This is a genomic window from Bifidobacterium sp. ESL0798 (assembly GCF_029395415.1).
Lineage (GTDB): Bacteria > Actinomycetota > Actinomycetes > Actinomycetales > Bifidobacteriaceae > Bifidobacterium.
Map to the genome: position 1 here is coordinate 1961137 of NZ_CP113914.1, position 21836 is coordinate 1982972.

The 21836-nt window shown below is 57.7% G+C and carries 12 protein-coding genes and 2 tRNA genes; 2 read left to right on the top strand and 12 right to left on the bottom strand.

Annotation, left to right across the window (positions count from 1 at the left end; all coding sequences use genetic code 11):
- Positions 1–227 precede the first annotated feature (227 nt).
- Positions 228–1553 (bottom strand): UDP-N-acetylglucosamine 1-carboxyvinyltransferase, encoded by a 1326-nt coding sequence (gene murA / locus OZX74_RS08090; RefSeq protein ID WP_277156410.1) that lies wholly within the window; start codon positions 1551–1553, stop codon positions 228–230.
- Between the two features lie 490 nt (positions 1554–2043).
- Here murA and OZX74_RS08095 point away from each other — a divergent pair, with 490 nt between their 5' ends.
- Positions 2044–3033, top strand: a complete 990-nt coding sequence (locus tag OZX74_RS08095) for an NAD(P)-dependent alcohol dehydrogenase (protein ID WP_277156411.1) — start codon at positions 2044–2046, stop codon at positions 3031–3033.
- Positions 3034–3251: 218 nt separating this feature from the next.
- Here the strand turns inward: OZX74_RS08095 and leuD are convergent, their stop codons facing one another.
- Both leuD and leuC read right to left on the bottom strand, forming a co-directional pair.
- Positions 3252–3932: a 3-isopropylmalate dehydratase small subunit gene (leuD, locus tag OZX74_RS08100; RefSeq protein ID WP_277156412.1), complete on the bottom strand. Its 681-nt coding sequence runs from the start codon at positions 3930–3932 to the stop codon at positions 3252–3254.
- Positions 3933–4000: 68 nt separating this feature from the next.
- On the bottom strand, positions 4001–5404 hold the full coding sequence (gene leuC, locus OZX74_RS08105) for a 3-isopropylmalate dehydratase large subunit (RefSeq protein WP_277156413.1): 1404 nt from the start codon (positions 5402–5404) through the stop codon (positions 4001–4003).
- Positions 5405–5574: 170 nt separating this feature from the next.
- Here leuC and OZX74_RS08110 point away from each other — a divergent pair, with 170 nt between their 5' ends.
- Positions 5575–6399 carry an IclR family transcriptional regulator gene (locus tag OZX74_RS08110; RefSeq protein WP_277156414.1) on the top strand — a complete coding sequence of 275 codons (825 nt, stop codon included), beginning with the start codon at positions 5575–5577 and terminating at the stop codon, positions 6397–6399.
- A 116-nt stretch (positions 6400–6515) separates the two neighbouring features.
- Here OZX74_RS08110 and OZX74_RS08115 read toward each other — a convergent pair whose 3' ends face one another.
- The 9 genes from OZX74_RS08115 to OZX74_RS08155 form a co-directional block, all read right to left on the bottom strand.
- Positions 6516–9593, bottom strand: coding sequence for a BspA family leucine-rich repeat surface protein (locus tag OZX74_RS08115; RefSeq protein WP_277156415.1), 3078 nt, complete (start codon positions 9591–9593; stop codon positions 6516–6518).
- Positions 9594–10040: 447 nt separating this feature from the next.
- Positions 10041–11372, bottom strand: coding sequence for a metallophosphoesterase (locus OZX74_RS08120; RefSeq protein ID WP_277156416.1), 1332 nt, complete (start codon positions 11370–11372; stop codon positions 10041–10043).
- 119 nt (positions 11373–11491) lie between these two features.
- Positions 11492–11563: transfer RNA gene (locus OZX74_RS08125), tRNA-Gln, on the bottom strand.
- 42 nt (positions 11564–11605) lie between these two features.
- A tRNA-Glu gene (locus tag OZX74_RS08130) sits at positions 11606–11678 on the bottom strand.
- Positions 11679–11956: 278 nt separating this feature from the next.
- Complete coding sequence (gene gltX, locus OZX74_RS08135) at positions 11957–13480, bottom strand: glutamate--tRNA ligase (RefSeq protein WP_277156417.1); 1524 nt, start codon at positions 13478–13480, stop codon at positions 11957–11959.
- 157 nt (positions 13481–13637) lie between these two features.
- Complete coding sequence (locus tag OZX74_RS08140; RefSeq protein WP_277156418.1) at positions 13638–15182, bottom strand: alpha-L-arabinofuranosidase C-terminal domain-containing protein; 1545 nt, start codon at positions 15180–15182, stop codon at positions 13638–13640.
- Between the two features lie 74 nt (positions 15183–15256).
- A complete protein-coding gene (locus OZX74_RS08145; RefSeq protein WP_277157475.1) occupies positions 15257–16486 on the bottom strand; it encodes an AGE family epimerase/isomerase in 1230 nt (409 codons plus the stop codon).
- Between the two features lie 103 nt (positions 16487–16589).
- Positions 16590–18605 carry a glycosyl hydrolase 115 family protein gene (locus OZX74_RS08150; RefSeq protein ID WP_277156419.1) on the bottom strand — a complete coding sequence of 672 codons (2016 nt, stop codon included), beginning with the start codon at positions 18603–18605 and terminating at the stop codon, positions 16590–16592.
- A gap of 50 nt (positions 18606–18655) precedes the next feature.
- The gene (locus tag OZX74_RS08155; protein WP_277156420.1) at positions 18656–21790 is read right to left on the bottom strand and encodes an alpha-mannosidase; all 3135 of its coding nucleotides are present in this window, start codon (positions 21788–21790) and stop codon (positions 18656–18658) included.
- Between the last annotated feature and the right edge of the window lie 46 nt (positions 21791–21836).

Consider the following 21836-nt stretch of genomic DNA (forward strand, 5'->3'; position numbering starts at 1 on the left):
ACAACGTGGGGATAGAGAACCCTCCTACGATCTGCGATTTGCATTATGTCTTATCTTGTGATAGGCAATCCGTCTTTTGAAGCGATGACCACCGAACATATCCGCATAACGATTTTCGAGACGAAATTACTTAATTTTGCTTCGAAAACAGTATCGGAACACTAAAAAATCTCCCCGCCAGATTATCTGACGAGGAGATTTCCAACAGCCGGTAAAAGTGCGAAGCCTCAGTCGAAATCAGCACCGAGCGCAGCGAGTTTGCCGCGGAAATCCGCATAACCACGATCGATAAGGCTGATGCCCTGCACGTTCGACGGCCCCTTGGCTGCAAGCGCCGCGATGAGGTGGCTGAAGCCGCCGCGCAGGTCCGGCACATCGATGTCGCGTCCCTCAAGCGGCGTGGGTCCGAAGATAACGGCGGAATGCTTGTAGTTGCGCTGCTGGAAGCGGCACGGCAGGCTGCCCAAGCACTCACGGTAGAGCTGTATAGTCGCCCCCATCTTGACCAACGGCTTGGTGAAACCGAAACGGTTCTCGTAGACGGTTTCATGCACAATCGACAGACCCTTGGCCTGCGTGAGCGCGACAACAAGCGGCTGTTGCCAGTCGGTCATGAAGCCGGGATGCACATCCGTCTCGATGGCCACGGGCTTCAAGTCGCCGCCCGGATGCCAAAAACGGATGCCTTCGTCAGTGACGTCGAACTCGCCGCCGATCTTGCGGTAGACGTTGAGGAAGGTCATCATCTCGGGCTGCGTGGCGCCCTTGACGAAAATATCGCCGTGGGTCGCAAGCGCGGCGGAGGCCCAAGACGCGGCTTCGATACGGTCGGTCAGCGCGGTATGAGTGAAGCCTTTGAGGGTCTTCACGCCTTCGATACGGAACGTGCGATCGACATCGACGGAGATGATGGCACCCATCTTCTGCAGAACGGCGACCAGATCCATGATCTCGGGCTCGGTGGCGGCACCGGAAAGCTCGGTCTTGCCTTCGGCCTGGACTGCGGCGAGCAGCGTCTGCTCGGTGGCGCCCACGGACGGGTACGGCAGATGGATCTTCGCGCCGTGCAGGCCGTCGGGCGCGGTGATGTGGATGCCGTCGGAGTGTTCCTTGTCGACGTTGGCGCCAAGCCTGCGCAGGGTCTCCAAGTGGAAGTCAATGGGGCGGCCGCCGATATTGCATCCGCCAAGCTGCGGAATGAACGCCTCACCCAGGCGATGCAGCAGCGGGCCGGAGAAGAGGATCGGGATGCGCGAGGAACCGGAGAGCGTATCCACATCTGCCACGTCGGCAAGACGGACGTTGGTCGCGTCGATCTTCAACGTGCCCTTGGCGTCATCCCAGTCAACGGTCGCGCCGTGCAGACGCAACAGGTCAGAGACGACATGGACGTCGCGGATCTCGGGAACGTTTTTGAGCATGGATACCCCGGGCGCAAGCAGGGCGGCCACCATCGCCTTGCTCACGAAATTCTTGGCACCGCGCACCTTAATGGTGCCGCTCAGCGGTTTGCCGCCTTCGACGTGCAGGACATCCTCAGTAGTATCTGCCACAATCAGCCTCTTTCGTCGACCCTTTATTAGCGAGTTTACTACACATAGTGTGCCACAGCGGTTGTGGCGGATCAGTGAAGCAGGGGCGAAAATGCGCCCGGGGCCGAACGGACTTGTCTGATTTGCATAGTTTTAACTTGCAAAACGGCGTTAAACCGCCATTTAGAGCCAATATTCAGACATTATTATTACTGTCTCGTTTTTTACGATACGTTTCACGACAAATAAAAACTAAGACGGAAATTTTGCAGGCTTTGGCATTGCCGGATAAATATAAGCGGGACAAGGGTTCGGGAATTCTGAAACATGATTCGCCGATTCCATTATTTCTGCGCCATGGATCGTCTGCCTCTTCATGCTTAGGGTCAGAGATACGGGATACGATAATGTATCAATCTGTAACAATCAAAGAGTGGATACAGACCAATATAAGGCGGAAATGAGCCCCGGCAGCGATCAGGCCGGGCCGAGGTCAACGAAAGGACATCACATGAAAGGCATCGTCTATACACAATTCGGAGTGCCTAAGGACGCGCTCGAGGTCGAGGAAATCGACAAGCCCGCGATCACAGACAACCAGGTGCTGGTGCGCGTCAAGGCTTCGTCCCTGAACCTCGCGGATTACATGCGTTTCATCGAGCCGGTGATGGGCAAGGAAATGAGCCCGATGATGCGCAATATGGACGAGAATGTCATCCATGCGCTGGGCAAGGTGCTGGGCGTCGATGTCGCCGGAGTGGTCGAGGAAGTCGGCAGCAAGGTCGCTGATGTGAAGCCGGGTGACGAAGTGTTCGGTGCCACTCCGATGCTTATCGGCGCGTGGTCGGAATATGCGGCACTCAACGACGGCGATCTCTACCTGAAGCCTACAAACCTGAGCTTTGAGGAAGCGGCCACACTGCCCGCCGCCGCGCAGGTCGCGCTGGGCGAAGTACGTCTGGCTGACGTCAAACCTGGTCAAAGCGTGCTGATCAACGGTGCCACCGGCGGGGTTGGGCTATTCACGCTACAGGTCGCGAAAGCATTCGGTGCGAAAGTGACTGCGGTGTGCAGCACCCACAACGTCGATCTCGTGCGATCGTTCGGCGCGGACAAAGTCATCGATTACACCAAAGAGGATTTCACCAAGTCCACGGACCGCTATGACTGCATCCTCGCCGTCAACGGCTACGCAACGCTTGAGCAGTACCGTGACCTGCTCAAGGACGGTGGCGTCCACATCCCCGTCGGCGGCATGCAGCAGACCGGTGAGGCTCACCAACGCGGCAAGGAATGTTTCGAAGGCACCGGCAAATCGTTGCGCAGCGCCGGGTTCGGGCAAATGAAAAAGGAGTATCCCTACATCAAGGAGCTCGCCGAGAGCAAGGCCATCACGCCAGTCATTGACAAGACCTTCGCCATCACTGACATCGCCGAGGCCATCGAATTCGCGGTCAACCACCATCCGCAGGGCAAGATTGCACTGAGCTATAACTTCTAAGGCATATTGAGATATATCCGAAAATAGTTTGAGCCTCTACCTTGAGTACAAATAAGATAGAGGCTCAAACTTTATACCTAAATCGGAAATTCATCTATGCGGTTAGCGACCCAGATCCTGCAATTATTTGTCCGTTCCTTCACAGAAACGGGCTCAATACCTTGTGGCTCCGCTCGAGAATCGCGAGACCACGCAGGACCTGCACGCAGCCCACAGGGCTACGCGCCTAACGGTCCTGCCCAATTAGAATCATCCACGGGACGAGCGGATTTGACCGGCTGCTCCGGATCATGGCGCGCGGGCAATGTCTTGGGCTTGAAGGGGAAGCGCTGGGCGCGCATCTTCTCGTAGTCGGCGATGGCGTCCTCGTGCTGCAAGGTGAGGTCGATGTCATCGTAGCCGTTCATCAGGCGCCAGCGCGTGTAATCGTTGACATCAAACGGCAAGGTGACGTCGCCGCAAGTCACGGTGCGCTCCCCCAGATCGACGGTCATCTCACGGCCGGGATCCTCCTCCAGCAACTTCCAAAGCAGCTCGACGTTCTCCTGCGGCATAATGGCCGCGAGCACGCCGTTCTTGGCCGTATTGCCATAGAAGATATCCGCGAACCGCGGGCTGATGATGACACGGAACCCGTAGTCGCGCAGTGCCCACACGGCGTGCTCACGTGACGAGCCGATGCCGAAATCAGGGCCGGCAACCAGAATCTTGCCCTTGTTGCGGTATTCCGGCTTGTTCAAAATGAATTCCGGATCACGACGCCACGCATAAAACAGTGCATCCTCGAAGCCCGTCTTGGTGACACGCTTCAAAAAGACCGCCGGGATGATCTGGTCAGTGTCGACGTTCGAGCGCCGAAGCGGGACGCCGACGCCGGTGACCTGTGTAAGTTTCTCCATGATCGATAAACCTTCTGAAATTTAAAATCCGATAATTAATATAAAGGACGAACGAATCGTCGAGGACCTTACAGGTCGGCGGGGCTCGAGATCGTGCCGCGGATGGCGGTGGCGGCGGCGACCAACGGCGAAGCCAAGTGCGTGCGCCCACCCTTGCCCTGACGGCCTTCGAAGTTGCGGTTCGAGGTCGAAATCGAGCGTTCGCCGGGCACGAGCTTGTCCGGGTTCATCCCCAGGCACATCGAGCAGCCGGCGTTGCGCCATTCCGCACCGAAGTCCTTGAAGATCTTGTCAAGTCCTTCGTCCTCGGCCTGCAGGCGGGCACGCGACGAGGCCGGCACGACCAACACACGATGGATGGAATCGGCCTTGTGATGACCTTTCATCACCGACGCGGCGGCGCGCAGGTCCTCGATGCGGCCGTTGGTGCAGGAACCGATGAAGACGGTATCCACCGGAATCGACTTGATCGGCGTTCCGGGCTTCAAGCCCATATATTCCAGCGCGGATTGCGTGGCTTGACGTTGATCGGCATCGGCAATCGCGGCCGGATCCGGTACGTCGGCGGTAATCGGCGCACCCTGGCCGGGGTTGGTGCCCCAAGTGACGTAAGGCGCGAGGTCGGAAGCGTTGATGGTGACTTCCTTATCGAAGGTTGCGTCATCATCCGTGCGCAGCGTCTTCCAATAGGCCACGGCCTTGTCCCACATCTCGCCGGTCGGAGCGTACGGGCGGCCTTTCAGGTATTCGAAGGTGGTCTCATCGGGGGCGATCATGCCCGCACGCGCACCTGCTTCGATGGACATGTTGCAGATGGTCATGCGTGCTTCCATGGAAAGCGAACGGATGGCCTCGCCGCGGTATTCGATAACATGGCCCTGCCCGCCGCCGATGCCGATCTTGGCGATGATGGCAAGGATGATGTCTTTGGCGGTGACGCCCTTGGGCAGCGTGCCTTCGACGTTGACAGCCATGGTCTTGAACGGCTTCAACGACAAAGTCTGCGTGGCCATGACATGCTCGACCTCCGAGGTGCCGATGCCGAAGGCGAGCGCCCCGAACGCGCCGTGCGTGGAGGTGTGCGAATCGCCGCAAACGATAGTCATGCCCGGCTGGGTGAGCCCCAGATTGGGTGCGAACGCGTGGACGATGCCTTGGTCGGCGTCGCCCAACGGATGCAGCAACACGCCGAATTCCTTGCAGTTGCGTTCCAGCGTCGTCAGCTGCTTGGCGGAGGTCTCGTCGGGATTGGGCTTGTCGATGTCGACCGTGGGCGTGTTGTGGTCTTCGGTGGCGATCAGCAGGTCGGTGTGACGCGGCTTGCGCCCGGCCAGTCGCAGGCCCTCGAATGCTTGCGGACTGGTGACCTCGTGCATGAGCATGAGGTCGATGTAGAGCAGGTCCGGGGCACCGTCTTTGCCCTGGTACACCAGGTGATCAGCCCAGACTTTTTGTGCCAATGTGCTTGCCATACGACCTCCTATCGTCGCTTTTGGGGCCGCGACCCCGTCGATACTTCCGCCGCGCGGATTTTTGCGGCTGTATGTAATTCCGAGTATCGGCGTTTGTCAACAATATGGACATTGTTGTTTCATATTTTGAGATGGATAAAGTGATAGACCCCACTGTATAATATTCATGTATGGACTCATTATCACAGGATCCCCAAGAGGCGCGGACCATACGCGCGCCCAAACCAACCGGCAATGCCGCCCAAAACTCGAATCATGCTTCGATTCATGACGAGATTCATTCCGGGGTCGGGGTCCTCGATAAGACGGTCAAAATTCTTGAAGCCCTGGAAAGCGGGCCTTCCACATTAGGACAACTCGTTGCCGCGACCGGACTTGCGAGGCCTACCGCGCATCGTCTGGCGATTGCGCTGGAACGCCATCGCTTTGTGTTACGAGACCAGCACGGACGTTTCATCCTTGGTTCGCGCTTTGCCGAACTGGCCACCGCCGCAGGCGAAGACCGCCTGCTGACGGCTGCCGGGCCAATCCTTCAAACGCTTCTGGACCGCACCGGCGAATCCGCGCAGATCTACCGTCGCCAAGGCGATCAGCGCGTGTGCATCGCCGCCGTCGAACGGGCGAGCGGGCTGCACGATTCCATCCCCGTGGGCGCCATGCTTTCGATGCAGGCCGGTAGCGCCGCTCAGATCCTTGTCGCCTGGGAGGATTCCGAGCGGCTGCATCAGGGCCTGCGCCACGCCAAATTCACGACTTCCACGTTGGCGACCGTACGCCGTCGCGGCTGGGCCGATTCGGTCAACGAGCGCGAAGAGGGCGTCTGCTCGGTTTCCGCGCCAATCCGCAATTCCTCCGGCCAGGTCATCGCGGCCATTTCCATTTCCGGTCCCTCCGGCCGCATGGGCCCCTCGCCGGGCCGCCGCTACGCCCCATACGTCATGGCCGGCGGCAAATACCTGACCAATGCACTGATGAAGGCCAGCGCCGGCAGGTAAAAGAACAAAACGAATAATGGCGGTCCTCCTCGAAATCGTATTCGAGGAGGACCGCCATTATCGATTAGAGGATCAGGTGTCACCTGCTGGTCCTTCGACCAGCGGCGGCAGACAGATCAGTAACGCTGAGCGTGCTGCGATGAAGTCTCCACCTTTTCTCGCGAATGTTCGCTGCGATAATACTGGTAAGCAAGTATGGCAGTGGCAGCAATGAACACCAACGCCACGATAATCCACCAGTTGAACTGCGTCTTGGGTGCGCTGGAAGTTTCAGGCGCGGATTGACGCACCGAGCAGCGCGGCAAACCAGACATGGAAGCAGGTTCGATCCAACCGCTCAGAGTGACGTAATTGCCCGTATCCGTCTTGCAGATATACTTGCCCGAATCCTTCTTCTTGGGTTCTTTGACTTTGTCGTTACCGGCAGCCCCGGAATCGGCACCCGAACCATTCTGGCTGCCGCTCGGAGCGCCGACCACAGGCGCAGCAGCAATTGCGGGACGCTGGATTACAATCCGTTTCACCGTCGTCTGAGGCTGCGCAGCAGGTCGCGCGACAGGCTGAGATGCAGGAGCCGCAGATGCGGGCTTGCCATTGTTGCTGTTACCGTTGCCATTACTCTGAGCCTGGTGATTCGACGAGCTCGTATTGCCTTGCTGGCTGCTCTGACCGGATTGGCCAGCCTGACCGCTTTCGCTGGGCTTGACGACGACCTTTGCGGGCTTGTCGAGGCCGGTGAACGCATCGAGCAGTTTGCCTTGAGCGTCGTTGACGTTCTGCTGTGTGGCATTCACATCATCCATCACGGTTTTGGCGTCACTCAGCGACTGGGTGAAGGGCGTCCAGGAAGCCGCCGTGTAATCGGATTCGTGCGCGGCCGCGGACTTGGAGATCAAGACACTCAAGCTGCTCTTGTCGGCCTTCCGCACCAGAGCGTCGATGGCGTTCTTCAACGCGGTCTGCGCCGTGCTGACGTCATGACGGGTCGCGTTGACATCTGCGTTCACCGTGTTCGCGTTGGCCATCGCATCGGCCAAAGCGGTCCATGTGGAAGGACGGTAATCGGCCTGATGCTTGGCATTGGCCATATCCAGCAATGTCGTCAAGCCCAGCTTGTCTGGCACAATCTCAAGACCGGTCTGGGCGGAACGCAAAGCATTCAAGGCGTTGTCGACCACGCTCTGGTTGCCGCTGCCATCGAGTACGGCCTTCGCCGCGTCCAGCGCCTTCTTGAAGACGGACCAGGTCGCCGGCGTGTAGTCCGCCTGGACCAACTTGGAATCCTGAACAATCTCGTCGTTCAATGCACTCGCGTCGCGAATCAAAGTCCACTGAGGAACAACGGTCGTAGCCGGGTCGGCGGGAATGACGGAATCACCTGCGGCATACGTCGTATTGGTGGCGGCATCCTTCCAGCCCGCAAACGTATAGTCGTGTGAGGCATGGCCGCCATTGGCATAGCGGAGATTGGTGGGTCCGGTGGGCAGTGCCATTGGCGCGAAACGCTGCACGAGTTTGAAGGTGTCGTCACCCTGCGGGACATTGACCGAATATCCATGGCTACGCAAAACCGCATTGCTGCCGTCGACCTTGTACTTACCGCCTGGAGCCGTTACATTCGTGTTCACGTCGCGGTAACGCTCCCAAACGTAGGTCACCGCCGGAATCGGGGTATGCGGAAAGATATTGATGGCCCTCACCAAATCGGCGGAGGAATCATATTCATTGCTCTTCAACACTTCGTTGCTGGCAATCGGCTCATCAACGACCTTGACCCACTTGCCGGTATAACCATTTCCTTCGCGGCCGTTGTTTGCTTCGGGAAGACCGTTGACCTGAAGGGACTTGTACTCGCCGGGATAGGCACTAGGCGTGCCCCTCACCCCAAGCGTCAGTTTCTGGATCGAGGACGGCAGAGCCACTCCTTGCTGTCCTTGCACGTTGACGGTATCCCAACCGGACAGGTCCAAAGAGGCGAATCCAGTTGCGGTGAAGATCTGGTCCATATTCGTCACACTGCTGGTATTGAGCTTTTCCAAGCCTTTGACGGAATTGAGCAGGCCAGAGCCGGTGAACATGTGATCCATGGTGGTGACCTTCGAGGTGTCGAAACTTGAAAGATCCAGCGATTGCACAGCGATGCCGTAGAACGTATAGGACAGATCGGTCAGAGCCGTGGTCCTGAAATGGTCCAAGCCAACGATGGAAGTCAGACGCGGATTGATCAGGAACATGGCATGCATCGTAGTGACCTTCGAGGTGTCGAAGCTGGAGACATCCAAGTGGGTGTATTTCGAGGCATAGAACATCGTGGACATGTTAGTGACATTCTGGGTATGGAAATCGGTCAGGCCATGAATGGTGTCCAGCTTCTGAGTGGAGGAGAACATGGAGTTCATCGTCGTCACATTCGAGGTGTCAAAACCGGAAACATCCAACGATGTCAGGGCAAAATCGGATGAGAACATGCTGGTCATATCGGTCACAGCGGACGTATCGACGAAACCATTGGAAGCAAAGGTCTTGAACCCGCCATCGTTGTTATATCCGTGGAAATACTGCGCCGAGGTGTTGTTCAGTTTGGTCTTGTTCGGACCCTGGAAGACGATATGATCCACCGTCGCGTCAACCCTGCCGCCAGAAATGATATTGGCATCATTGGGCATGGCATTGTTACCGGAAGCGTCCGCGGCGATGGTCAGCGTGCATTCGCCGCTGGCGTCAATGGACTTCGTCCAACCCGCGAATCCGCCTTGTGCTGGAGCCGAACCAAGGCAACCGCCACGGGTGAACAGGCCCGAAGGCGCGGAAACAAGGCCTGACGCCGGATTCGGCGTCGCGCTTTGTGCAGAAGGACGAAGGCCCCTGGCACCTGCTGCGCTGCCCGGCACGGAAGATGAACCGCCTTGGACAGCCGAGCCCGTTCCAGGATTGCCTGCGGCGGAAGCGGCCACCTTACCCGTTTCCGCTCCGGCATTGGGCTTTGAGGCATCCGAGCTCGTGGTATTAGCGCTCAGTTCGGTTTGTTTGGCCTGTTTGCTATCGGCAACATTCGCGCCGCCGAGTGACATGTTTTCACTTTCCGCTGGGGCGGAATCCGTAACACCGATTTCATCGGCAGAAGCGGCAACTGGAGCCGCCAACAACGCTGCGGCAACGATTAAACCGATTGCCGTATTTTTTTTCTTCACCATAATCTCTTTCGCGATTCTCCCTAATTTAGTCAGCTACACTAAAACATTTAAGACAAGACGTAATGCTAATTAATTTAGGCAGATATTTCAAGTTAACCGATTTTTATCTAATTAAACTGTCTAAAAAATTAAACAATTAAATTATAAAATTATTCATCAAAATGGCTGATTTACAAAAAAGAAATTAGTATATTACAAAGATACAGCCATAATATTCTGCATAATATGCAATACTTGATTATTTAAAATTTCGCTGTAAGCGATATGTATATCGTTTAATGCCATGGTCTAAAACAAGAAAAATAAATGCTATTTTGTCCCAAAATCTCAGAAAACGGATACTAGAAGCCCCACCGAGTACCCCGAAACGGGTTCCGGCTTATCTGGCCTGGATGGCACGTGGAACGTATAAATTTATATATATAAAACGTTTCACGACCACGCGGTTCACTTTTTCAGATGCATTTTGCGCAGAATCTGAGCCAAGAGGCGAGGACGACGCAGAAGGTTCGTGCCTTCTTTCGCGGCGTCGGGAGTGCCGTTGAGTGCGTACGTATAGGCCTTGCCGGAACTCGCTTTGCCGACCAGATCGCCGAACTCAAGCAGTTGGGTGCGCGGCTCGTACGGGTGACGGATATCGAATTCGAGAAGACGCGCGGCACGCTGGGCCGGGGCCGGACCGTAGGAGCCGAAGCCGCAGGTCGGTGTAGCCACAAGCGTCAGGCCGCCGATGGAACCGACAAAACGGTTGCGGTGGTCATGACCGGCCAGCAGCGCGAAATAGCCGCCGGTCGACTTGAGGATATCGAATTCGCCGGTATCGACGTCCGGGCAACTGATGCCCTCCCCCAAGAAACTGCCGGGCAGCGTCTTGGTCTCGTCAATGACGTAATTGTGGCCGGCAAATGTACGGTAGCCTTCTACGGCGTGCGCGGCGGTGGCCGGAACTTCTTTGAGCAAATCGTAATACTGCGGTACCGGGATGTGCTGGAAAACTATCGATTTGGCTCCCACAAGCCCCGGTGCGACCTTGAGAAAATCAAGCGCCCGCTGGCTCGGTGCACCATAGCCGCCGAGTTTGCCGTAATCGCCTGAATTGAACATCACCAGACCAAGCACGTTGTCACTTTTGTGGTCCTCGCTGACCGGCAGAACGAACGTGCCCGGCTCACAAGGATAGATATACTGCTCAGGCAAGCCGCTGCCGGGCTGCTTGCGAGGGCGATCCGAACGCTTGATGGGAGGTTCCGGGTTCAGGCACCCGGGAAATTCACGATAAATCTCATCAAGTTCGGCATTGGAAAGCCCGCACTGAAAATCGTGGTTGCCGTAAGTGACGGCCCACGGAACGTGACGCTCGATCAGAGGGGAAAGGAACTGAGAAATCTCCTGTCGCACCAGCTCACGGGTATGCTCAAGTTCGGTGTCGCGCAGGTTGGTCGCCGCCGTGCCCATCGACCATTTCTGCGGTGTCCATGTGCGCTTGCGGAACGTTTTCGCATAGGCCTGGTCATAACCGGCAATTTGGTTGCCGGAAAAAATAACGATATCTGGACGAGAGTTGTCGAGTGCGGCCTTGATGAGCTTGATGGTGTCTTTGTTCACCTTCGGCCCGTCCTGGATATCCGCCAACACCAAAACGCGGAATTTGCCGGAATCGTGAAACTGCAGGCGACCAAGGCGCACCGAAACCGAAACAGGCCGGGTGTCACCCTCCTGAACCGGCTGAATTCTCGGCTTTGACGAAAGATCATGCGTTCCGTGTGTCTGATCAGTCATGATTCCACCTTCGTGTCGTTGACAATCCCACCACTATCACCAGTATCATTACCGGAATTACTATCTTACAATAGTAAAAAGCCCCGCAACTTAAAAGCTGCGAGGCTTTTGCATCTTTGCTGGGGTACCTGGACTCGAACCAAGAACAACTGAACCAGAATCAGCCGTGTTGCCAATTACACCATACCCCAATTGGCTTGGTGCTGTAGCCGATTAGCAACTATAGCACTTCGTACCTCCAACCGGATTTGAACCGGTGTTGGCGCCGTGAGAGGGCGTAGTCCTAGACCGCTAGACGATGGAGGCTAACTTATTCGCTGCCCTTCCCAAGGCAACAAATTAGTAGTTTATAGGAAAGCGTGAATAATCGCAACCCGGCGTGTTGTACGGTATCACATCAGTTACAGGTGCAATTCTGACGCCAGACAGGTGCCTTCAGCGTCCTGTTTATCGTATTTGCCAACCGAGATGCGCTAAACAGGACGCTCAACTCCCATTAGCGACCCATTTAGCGCATCTGTGAACCCCGGGACATAAACACGTCGCTAAACATATTTAGCGCATAAGCACGAAGAACGAACCGATTAGAGGTGCTCCCTGAGGCCCTTAAGACGGGCAAGGGTCAGCGGCTTGCCGACGATCTCCATGGATTCGAAGAGCGGCGGAGAGACGCGGCGACCGGACATGGCCACGCGCACCGGGCCGAACGCCAGACGCGGCTTGAAACCACCGTCCTCAACCAGCGCCTTGTTGAGCGTCTCGTGGAGATTATCGGTCTTCCAATCGGCGTCGGCAACCTCGGCGAGCGCGGCGATGGCCTTGTCGAGCACCTCGGGCGCGGAGTCCTTGAGCGTCTTGCGGGCGTCATCGGCAGGCTCGATGTATTCGGCTTCGCTCAGGAGGCTTCCGGCCATACCGGCGACCTCGCCGAGCAAGCGCACGCGCGGCTGGACCAGCGGTGCAGAAGCGGTCAAGATCGTACGTTCGCGATCGGTCAGTTTATCCCACGAATCAGCGGAAACCACGCCGTCGCGGTGCAGGTACGGCACGGAACGGTTGAGGAAGTCCTGCGGTTCAAGCATACGAATATGCTCGGCGTTGATGGAGATGGCCTTGTCGATGTCGAAATGGGCCGGGTTGGCCTTGACGTCGCGGATGTCGAACTTCTCGACCATCTCGTCCATGCTGAACACGTCGCGGTCGGGCGCGATCGACCAGCCGAGCAGCGCGAGATAATTGAGCAGCCCTTCGGGGATGAAGCCGTTGTCGCGGTGCAGGAAGAGGTTGGATTCCGGGTCGCGCTTGGAGAGCTTCTTCTTGCCCTTGCCCATGACGTAGGGCATATGGCCGAACAGCGGCATTTCCTTGGCCACGCCGATCTTCATCAGGTAGCGATAGAGCACGACCTGACGCGGGGTGGAGCTCAGGAGGTCCTCACCACGCAGCACCACGTTGATGCGCATCAGCGCGTCGTCAACCGGGTTGGTCAGCGTGTAAAGCGGATCGCCGTTGGGGCGCACGATGACGTAATCGGGCACAGAGCCGGCCTTGAACTCGATGTGGCCGCGAATCAGATCGTCGAAGGCGATGTCCTCGTCGGGCATCTTCACGCGCAGCGCGGGCTTGCGGCCCTCGGCACGGAAAGCGGCCTTTTGCTCGTCGGTCAAGTTGCGGTCGTAGCCGTCGTAACCGAACGCCTTCGGGCGGCCTGCGGCGACGTTGCGCGCCTCGATCTCTTCGGAAGTGGAGTAGGACTCGTAGGCGAATCCGGCGTCGAGCAGCTTCTGAGCGACGTCCTTATAGATGTCGCCACGTTCGGACTGGCGGTACGGGCCGTCGGGGCCACCGACGTTGATGCCCTCGTCCCAGTCGATGTTCAGCCAGTTCAGAGCCTCAATGATTTGGTTGTAGCTTTCCTCGGAATCGCGCTCGTTGTCCGTATCCTCAATGCGGAAGACGAAGGTGCCGTGCGTATGCCGCGCCTCGGCCCAGTTGAAGAGGGCGGTGCGCACCATGCCGACATGCGGGGTGCCGGTGGGCGACGGGCAGAAGCGGACACGGACATCTTTGGGCAGTTCAGGTCGTGAATCAGTTGAGTTTTCAGTCATATCTCCATTATGCCGCGCGTGATTGACGGGAATAGCCTGTACGTAGCCATAAAAATAGGCGCGCCTTGCCGTCTGGTCAGGAAAAGTAAGTTCACGCATATAAAACAATAAAAAAAGGCAGCCGGGAATATCTCCCGACTGCCAAAAATACGCACAACTACCGTATATGAATCGCCGTCCACGAAACCGGCGGCAACGCAATCTTCACGCTACCGGATTGCAGGTCAAGCGCAGCGGTTTCATTGGTATGAGGAGTTACACGATTTTGCTGCTCAAGGGTGTTCTTCGCGAACATGTCGTCATCATGCAGCGTCTTGGCATCCAGTTTCAGCTCGGAGCCGCCACGAAGCTCGGCGGGCAGCTTGATTTCGAATTCGGCGTCGGCTTCCAGGGAACGATTCACCGCAAAAACAGACACCGAGCCATCGGCACCGCGCACCGCCACCGCGTTGACACCATCAACATCGCCATATTGCGGTGTGGAAATCTTTGAGGAGTCCAACTTCGGCTCCAGCACAGTGCCGCCCTTGGCGAGACCGGCGGTGATGGAGAACGGATAGAACGTGGTCTGGCGCCATGCCGGGCCACCGGGCTCTGTCATGATCGGCGCGATGACATTGACCAGCTGGGCCAAGCTCGCCGCGTGCACATGGTCCGCGTTCTTCAGCAGCGTGATCATCAAATCGCCAAAGACCACAGCATCTGCCAAGGAATAGATATCTTCAAGCAGATGCGGGGCGACCGGCCAGTTGCCGATGCCCTCAGGGTTCTTGCTCGGTTCGGCATCCTGATACCAAACATTCCATTCATCGAAGGAAATGAACACGTCGTGCTTGCTCTTGAGCCTCGCCTTGGTGGCATCGATGGCGGCGACGACGTCATGAATGAAGCCGTCCATATCAACACCGGAAGCCAGGAAACTGGCCATATCGCCATTATGGGGCTGGTAATAGGCGTGGCAGGAAACGAAGTTGACCAGGTCATAGCACTTGGAAAGCACCGTTTCTTCCCAAGCCCCGAACGTAGGCATGCTATGCGACGAAGATCCGCAGACCACCAGCTCGACGTCCGGATCCATCTGCCGCATACCGCGAGCCACCGAAGCGGCCAATGTACCGTAGTCCTCGGCCGACTTGTGGCCGAGCTGCCACGAGCCGTCCATCTCGTTGCCCAAGCACCACATACGAATATCGAACGGCTTGTCGGCACCGTTGGCGCGACGTTCCTCCGAAAGCTTCGTGCCGCCAGGGATGTTGGCGTATTCCAGCAAATCCATCGCGTCCTCAAGACCGCGGGTGCCGAGGTTCACCGCCTCCATCAGCTCGTTGCCGCCGGCCTTTTCAAGCCACTTCGCCATCTCATGCAGGCCGAACTGGTTGGTCTCGGTGGAGTGCCAAGCCATATCCAATCGGCGCGGACGCTGATCTTTCGGGCCGACGCCATCCTCCCAGCGATAGCCGGAGACGAAGTTGCCACCCGGGTAACGGATGGTGGTCGCTCCAAGCTCGCGCACGAGGTCAATCACATCTTGCCGGAATCCATCGGCATCGGCTGTGGGGTGCCCGGGCTCGTAGATACCTGTGTATACGCAGCGACCAAGATGCTCGACGAACGAACCGAACAGTCTGTCGCTGACCTTCTCCACCTCGAAATCATTATCGATAACGAACTGAGCTTGAAGTTTCGATGAATTATTATGCATTATTCCCCAATATATATGCTTGCCGTTGAAGCATGTTTTCATATTTCAACGTATAGCAGTTCTTTTTTGCTTGACTATTGTGCGTTGCTGATGGCGGTGGCGATGGAGACCGCCGGGTCGAGGAACGGCACCAGCGTGGACTGGAAGGCGTGGTAGACGTCCGACTTGCCGGGCCAGACCGTGCCGATGACCTTGTTGTCTTGGTCGAGCTGGTGGAACCAGCTGCCCTTGTCGTGATCGATGAGGTGTTCGTCGACATATTGCGCGAAGGTGGTGTACCAGTCGCGGTACTCGCTCTTGCCGGTCACCTTGAAGAGGGTGGCGGAGGTGTTGAGCGACTCGGCCAGCGTCCAGTGCATGCGGTCGGTGACCACCGGATTGCCGTCCCAATCGACGGTGTAGGCCATGCCCACGGTACCGTTGCGGTTCCAGCCGTCGGCGACCGCCTGATTGAAGAGGTGCTCGGCGGCGTCGATGTACGGTTGCGCGCCTGAGCGGTTGGCGAACGAGCTCAGCGCCCATTGGGTGATCAGGCGGGCCCACTCGATGCCGTGGCCGGGGGTGGCGCCGTAGGGCTTGAACTGGTCGTCCTTCTTGTCGGCGTTGTATTCGAGGTCGATCGACCAATCCGGACCGAAATGCTCCGGGATGCGCCAGCCGTTGTTCTTTGCCCAGCCCACGACGTGGTCGACGATGCGGCCGGCGCGCACGCGGTACCTGTTGTCGCCGGTGGCGTCGGCGACGGCGAGGAAGGCCTCGGTGGTGTGCATGTTGGCGTTGATGCCGCGGTAGTCGTCAAGCGTGGAGAACGTCGAATCCCAGGTGTCGACGGCCAGCCCGTTCTTCTCGTCCCAGAAGTACTGGTCGTAGGTGGCGAGCACCTCGTCCAGCAGTTCTTTGGCGCCGGGGCGCCCGGCCAGCAGGGCCGAGGAGGCGGAAAGCATCACGAAGGCGTGCGGATAGCAGGTCTTGCCGGGCTCTGGAGTGCCGTCGGCCTGAATCGAGGGATACCAGCCGCCGTTCTTGTCGTCGTGCAGGATGCCGGTCAGTCCTTTGAGCCCGGCGTCCACGAGTTTGTCGGCGCCCGGCCAGCCCAGCATGGCGGCGATGGCATAGACGTGGGTCATGCGACCGGTGATCCAGGTCTGCACGCCGTGCGAGGGGTCGATGCGGCCCTCGTCGTCAAGCCAGCCCGACCCGCCTTGCGGCAGCGCGAAACCCTTGCCGAAGTCCAGCAGTTCGTAGGTCTCGTTGGCCATGAACGTGCGGTTAGCCACAGTACCCAACTCATACTTCGGATTCATCTGCGGCTTCTCAACGTCTTGTTTGCTTGTATCCGTATCTTTCATTGTCATCTTTCCTTATTAGGCACAACTATATTTATTGATATTGAAATCCCGGCAATGTTCAGCGCTGCCAAGCGGCTTTCATGGCGGCGAATATCTCGTCATCTGTCTTGTATTTCTCCATCGTCGCAATCACAAACACGGTTTTCTCGCCTTCGGGGTACATGAAGTCACGCTTCCATTGGTAGAAGTGCGGACCGTCACCCATCACACGGGCATAAGACATCAGCTTGCCGCAGATATAGGCGCTCTGACTGACGTCGGCCAGGCAGTCATTATCCCAGAAACCGGCCCATTTGCCGTGTTCACGCGCCTGCATGGCGGCGTTGCCCGCAGCGAACTCTTCGCGGGCAACGCCGGCGTAATAGAACGCGTGGCGCCAATGCCCCTGATCCGCCTGAAGCAGGCTCTGGCACACATAACAGGCACCGGCCACGCAATGGCTGTAGATATTGGCCATCAAACCGATGCTGTCACGAACCAGCTCGGCCTCGGCAGCGTCACCGTTCAATTCGATTTGCGCGGCGACGGATTCAACCTGCAGCAGGAAATCACGGTAACGCTTTACGGCGGGGGCCACCTGGTCACGGTAGTGAATTATCTGGGTATTGAGGTCCGGGCCGTCGCACATCCACTTGAGATCCAGGGAAGGCTGGGTGCGGTTGCGCAGATACTGGGTAATGAGCATGCGCGGGACATGATTGAAGTACTGCTCGCCCGCGCAATCGTCCCAGTTCGGCCCGTAATGGACGGCGATATTCCAATACTGCTCGAACAGGGCAAACACGGCCTCGACGTTGCGCTCGCCATAGTAATCGGCAATATACGATTTGGCCGTCTGCTCGAAATCGATCGTCCCCTCACGCCACAGCGCCGCAATCATATTGAGCATGTACACATGAGGCTTGATATTCGAGGAATTGATGATCCATACATCGTCGCCGCCGTTGCGGATCACCGCTTCAAGCTCCCGCTGAATGAGCCTGGGATCGCAGCACAACTGCGTGATATGGTTGGCCGCCTGCAGATCGTAGAAGCTGGCATGGTAATAGATACCGTTGCCCCCGTCGCCTTCAGGCATCGCCGGAACCCGCGGATTCCAGTTCTCCTGTCGCCGGGAAACCATTCTGCCGAAACCGTTGTCGGACCAGATCTTGATCAGCGCCTCAGGATATTTCAGCAACCCCTTGCGGTAGAGATCCATCATCTCGCCATACAGATAAATACAGCAGGGCGCACCGGGATATGCGCGCTGTACCATTTTATATTGCAAATCAATGACTTCGCTGAGCACTTTGCCCCGCGCCTCGTCGGTATCGTAACGTGCGTCCACGTTCCAGAACGGCTGGTCGCCCTGGCCACGAAAACCGAGCGTCCATATCGTGCGCTGATTCTTCTGCTCGTCGATGGCCTTTTGCCACAAGGCTTGGAACCGGTCTTTCTGCTCGGGCCAAAGCGGCTTGACGCCGGGATAGGCCGTTGCAAACATCGGTGCGCCCAACGGCGTGACGTGATGCTGATTGATATAGAACCCCATATCGCGGGCCAGTTTCAGATGCGGCTCCCCGCGTTGGCCGGAACCCGGGATGACCAGATTGCCGCCCAAACGATAGATCGTCTCGAAGGCCAGACGCCCAGGTTTGGCTTTATCGTTGTCGACCTGCCAATTCTCCAACAGCACCTCGTCGTTGACGAAGAAACCGCGGTAGGTGACAGCGGCGGGTTTGCTGACGATACGAAGATCATCTGCGACCTCGATGCGCTGCCGGGGCTCAAAACGCTGGTCGTCCCAGAACCAGAAATCCTTGACGCCGAGGATTTGGCGGCTGAAAGCGTACAGACCGAAGATGAAACCGAAATCGTCACCGGCATGAATCTCGACATTGCCGCCGGTAGTATCAATCTCATAGGCTTCCGAATCATGCGGTCCAGTGACCAACACGATATCTGCACCTTTGCCACCTGCCGGCAGCAACACCTTGCCGATGTCGCGCAGCACGTCCTCGACGGCAAACGACACCGCTTTCGATGGCTTGTCGCCGACTACCCGTGTTTGCGAAGTGATAAAACTTGACATGGTCTTTTCAACTCCCGTTAGAGATATACCGCAAGATTGCCTGGCCGCTTTCAGACGCGCTCTACGCCGGAACGATGCAGACGCAGAGTCGCCAGCTGGTAAGGCCCCATCCGTAGTTGCGCTCCCTCGGCAGGAATCGGCGCACCGGCTCGAGACTCCACCAAAGCGGTCGCCAAGGAGCCCTGCACAGGATTTTCCTCGAGCAGATCCGTTTCGCGAACCGTCGCCTGGGCCATAAGAACGTTTGTGCGCAACTTCGCCGACGCCTGGCCTCCCACGGCCTCATAGAGACGCACGACAATGTCGCCGGACCCGTCGTCAGCCTCCTTGAGCCAATCGAGAACAATATGGCCGCGCTCGCAATCGAGGGACACCAGAGGATCCACTACAGGCAGGTTGCTGAGCACCGGAGCATTCAATTCACTGGCCTCGTCGACCACTTGCGGAAGGTTCGCCCCGACGCACACCGACCAGGCAAAGCTGTGTACACGCCCGGCATCGGTATGCGGATCGGGATACGTCGGGGATTCAAGCAACGACATCCCCAGCTGGGTGCCGCACACCCGTTCGTCGCCGTCGAGTTCACGGACGCTCGCGCCATACGTCGAAGCGTTCGCGACGCCGACACCGTAGTTCGATTCGGCGAGATAAACGAACCGATGGGTGCAGCTTTCGAAATGCGCCTCGTCGCTTTCGGTGTTCTTGCATACCGGACGCTGCACGGTGCCGTACTGGCATTCGTAGGTCGCGTTATCCGTCACCAACGCCAGAGGGAACATCACCTTAAGGAAACGATCCTTTTCGTTCCAGTCCACCTCGGAGGTGAAATCAAGCTTTTTCGCGCCGGCTTTGAGACTTACCGTCATCGAGACGCGGGAAGCCCGACCGAGGTTGCCGCTGATGCGCAGCATTGCTTGATCATTGTCATCCTGCTTTTCGATAGTGACATCGCGCAGCCCCTTGGCCACAGGGCCAAGGAACGCATCACGGTCGATCTCCCAGGCATCGCGTTCCGAGGGCTTGTCCGTCAGCAACGCATACTGGGCCAGATGCTCGCCCGAAGCGACCAATTCACGGCTCTCGGCCAAATCGACCAACGAATCAACCGTTCCCTCTGGCGAGACCGAGACACGCAGTATTCCGTTGTCGAGGACATAGCCATCATGTTCACGTTCGCAGGTCACGGGGATATCACCACGTTGCCCGGTTGACAGGTCGTGCCCTCTCCAATCAGTCTGTGATATCTTGCCTTGCGCAAGTACCTGCTCGCCGGGCATGGCTTTCGCAATCGCGTCGCAGGCCTGTCGGGTCAGTTCCTTGAGCAGCGCCTCATCCCGCTGGTAATCCTCACGAGCCAAGCGGTGGGCCCAAGAGATGGCGGAACCCGGCAAAATATCGTGGAACTGGTTCAAAAGCAAGGTCTTCCAGATGCCGTTGATCTGCTCGCGCGGCACCTTATAATGCTGGTCGGCGAGCGCCGCGACACAGCTCAGGTATTCGAGAGCACGCAATTGCGACTCTTCGATGCGGCAGCCATTTTTCATATCCTGTTGCGAGGTCAGTGTGGCTCGGTGCAGCTCAAGATAGAGCTCACCACGCCAATGGGGACGTTCGGCGCCGGCATCATCCATCTGCCGGGCCAGCTTGTCGAAGAATTCATCCGGTGCGGTCGACTGGCAGGTTGCAAGCCCCTCAAGGCTGCGCATCCGATGCATGCGCCCCACCATCTCGCGCGTCGGGCCGCCGCCGCCGTCACCGTAGCCGTAAAGCATCAGCGACTGGTCGATGAGCTCCTTGTCCTGCGCGTTCGATTCGGCATAGTGAAGCTCTTCAGGCTGCATTTCGGAGGCGTAGGTGTCGGCCGGAGGGAAGTGGGTAAGGATGCCCGTGCCGTCGATGCCCTGCCAGATAAAGGAATGATGCGGGAACTTGGTGGTGTCGTTCCACGAGATCTTCTGCGTCAAGAACCACTCGAAGCCGGCACGACGCGCGATCTGCGGCCAGGAGCCGGTGTAGCCGAAGCTGTCGGGCAGCCATACGCCTCGCGGCTCGACGCCCAGAACGTCCTTGAAATAACGACGGCCGAACGTGATCTGGCGGACCAGGGATTCTCCGGCGGGCATCACCGCGTCTGCTTCGACCCACATGCCGCCCACCGGTATGAAACGCCCCTCCTTCACCCGTTGCAACATGCGCTTGAAGATGTCCGGATGCTCCTGCTGAAGCCACTCATACTGCTGCGCGGAACTCATGGCGTATCGGAAATCGGGGTCATAATCCATCAAGGCCAAGGCGTTGGAAACGGTTCTGGCGACCTTGCGGTGGGTCTCGCGCTTGGGCCACATATACGCGGAATCGATATGCGAATGCCCGATGGCGTTTTCATGCAGCACGTCTTTCGGCGCTTCGCTTGACAGCACGTCCTCAAGGCATGCGCGAGCAGCACCCAATGTGCCTTCGATATCGTCATCGTCGTAAGCATTCAACGAACGCTGCAGGGCTTTGACGGCTTTCCAATAGCGGACGGTCGAGGAATCCAGCGACTTAATCAGGCCACGCACCACTTCGAGGTCACGCGCGTAATTCCATAGCTCTTCATCAAAAACGGCGATATCGATGCGCTTGAGCAGATACGGCAGATCTCGCTTGCCGGTCGGGCCTTCGCCCAGATCCGTGCTGCGCGCCGGCCAACCGACGAGATAAGGATTGTTAGCCGCCTCGATATAGAGCCTGAACGAGCCATCGGCATTGATCAGGTCGGGCAGGCTTGCGCTGCCGGTCAGCCTGATCCAGCTGTTCAACGGGTGCAGTCCCTTGATGGCGGTGCCGTCGGCGCGGTATACCAAGCCTTCGGCCTGGCCGCCGACCTTGTCGGGCTCCCAACCGAGATCCACCACGAGTTCAAGGGTCTGCCCGCCGGCAAGGCTTTCCTGGGGAACGGTGCCTTCGACGCGGAACCATGTGGTTCCCCATGTCGTACCCCACTTCTCGCCGAAACGTGCGGGCGAAAACGCCACTTGACCACGCTCCGCACGCTCTATGAACGCGCCCGCCGGCTCGGGCTCTCCGGGATTCTCGACCATCGCCACATCGCACGAAACGACGGTGCGCTCGATATGGGGCTCGATCCGGTCGTGTAGGAACCGACCGCATTTGGCCAATTCACGATCAACTTTAATCTTCATCTTTTCCCCTATCACATTTCCGCATATAACGGAAATTGCTGGTTCG

What these genes read in the sequence shown, in the direction of transcription:
- OZX74_RS08155 (WP_277156420.1), bottom strand. Translation starts at nt 21,790, where the DNA reads ATGAAGATTAAAGTTGATCGTGAATTGGCCAAATGCGGTCGGTTCCTA.
- leuC (WP_277156413.1), bottom strand. Translation starts at nt 5,404, where the DNA reads ATGGCAAGCACATTGGCACAAAAAGTCTGGGCTGATCACCTGGTGTAC.
- OZX74_RS08110 (WP_277156414.1), top strand. Translation starts at nt 5,575, where the DNA reads ATGGACTCATTATCACAGGATCCCCAAGAGGCGCGGACCATACGCGCG.
- OZX74_RS08120 (WP_277156416.1), bottom strand. Translation starts at nt 11,372, where the DNA reads ATGACTGATCAGACACACGGAACGCATGATCTTTCGTCAAAGCCGAGA.
- OZX74_RS08140 (WP_277156418.1), bottom strand. Translation starts at nt 15,182, where the DNA reads ATGCATAATAATTCATCGAAACTTCAAGCTCAGTTCGTTATCGATAAT.
- OZX74_RS08115 (WP_277156415.1), bottom strand. Translation starts at nt 9,593, where the DNA reads ATGGTGAAGAAAAAAAATACGGCAATCGGTTTAATCGTTGCCGCAGCG.
- OZX74_RS08150 (WP_277156419.1), bottom strand. Translation starts at nt 18,605, where the DNA reads ATGTCAAGTTTTATCACTTCGCAAACACGGGTAGTCGGCGACAAGCCA.
- OZX74_RS08095 (WP_277156411.1), top strand. Translation starts at nt 2,044, where the DNA reads ATGAAAGGCATCGTCTATACACAATTCGGAGTGCCTAAGGACGCGCTC.
- leuD (WP_277156412.1), bottom strand. Translation starts at nt 3,932, where the DNA reads ATGGAGAAACTTACACAGGTCACCGGCGTCGGCGTCCCGCTTCGGCGC.
- gltX (WP_277156417.1), bottom strand. Translation starts at nt 13,480, where the DNA reads ATGACTGAAAACTCAACTGATTCACGACCTGAACTGCCCAAAGATGTC.
- OZX74_RS08145 (WP_277157475.1), bottom strand. Translation starts at nt 16,486, where the DNA reads ATGAATCCGAAGTATGAGTTGGGTACTGTGGCTAACCGCACGTTCATG.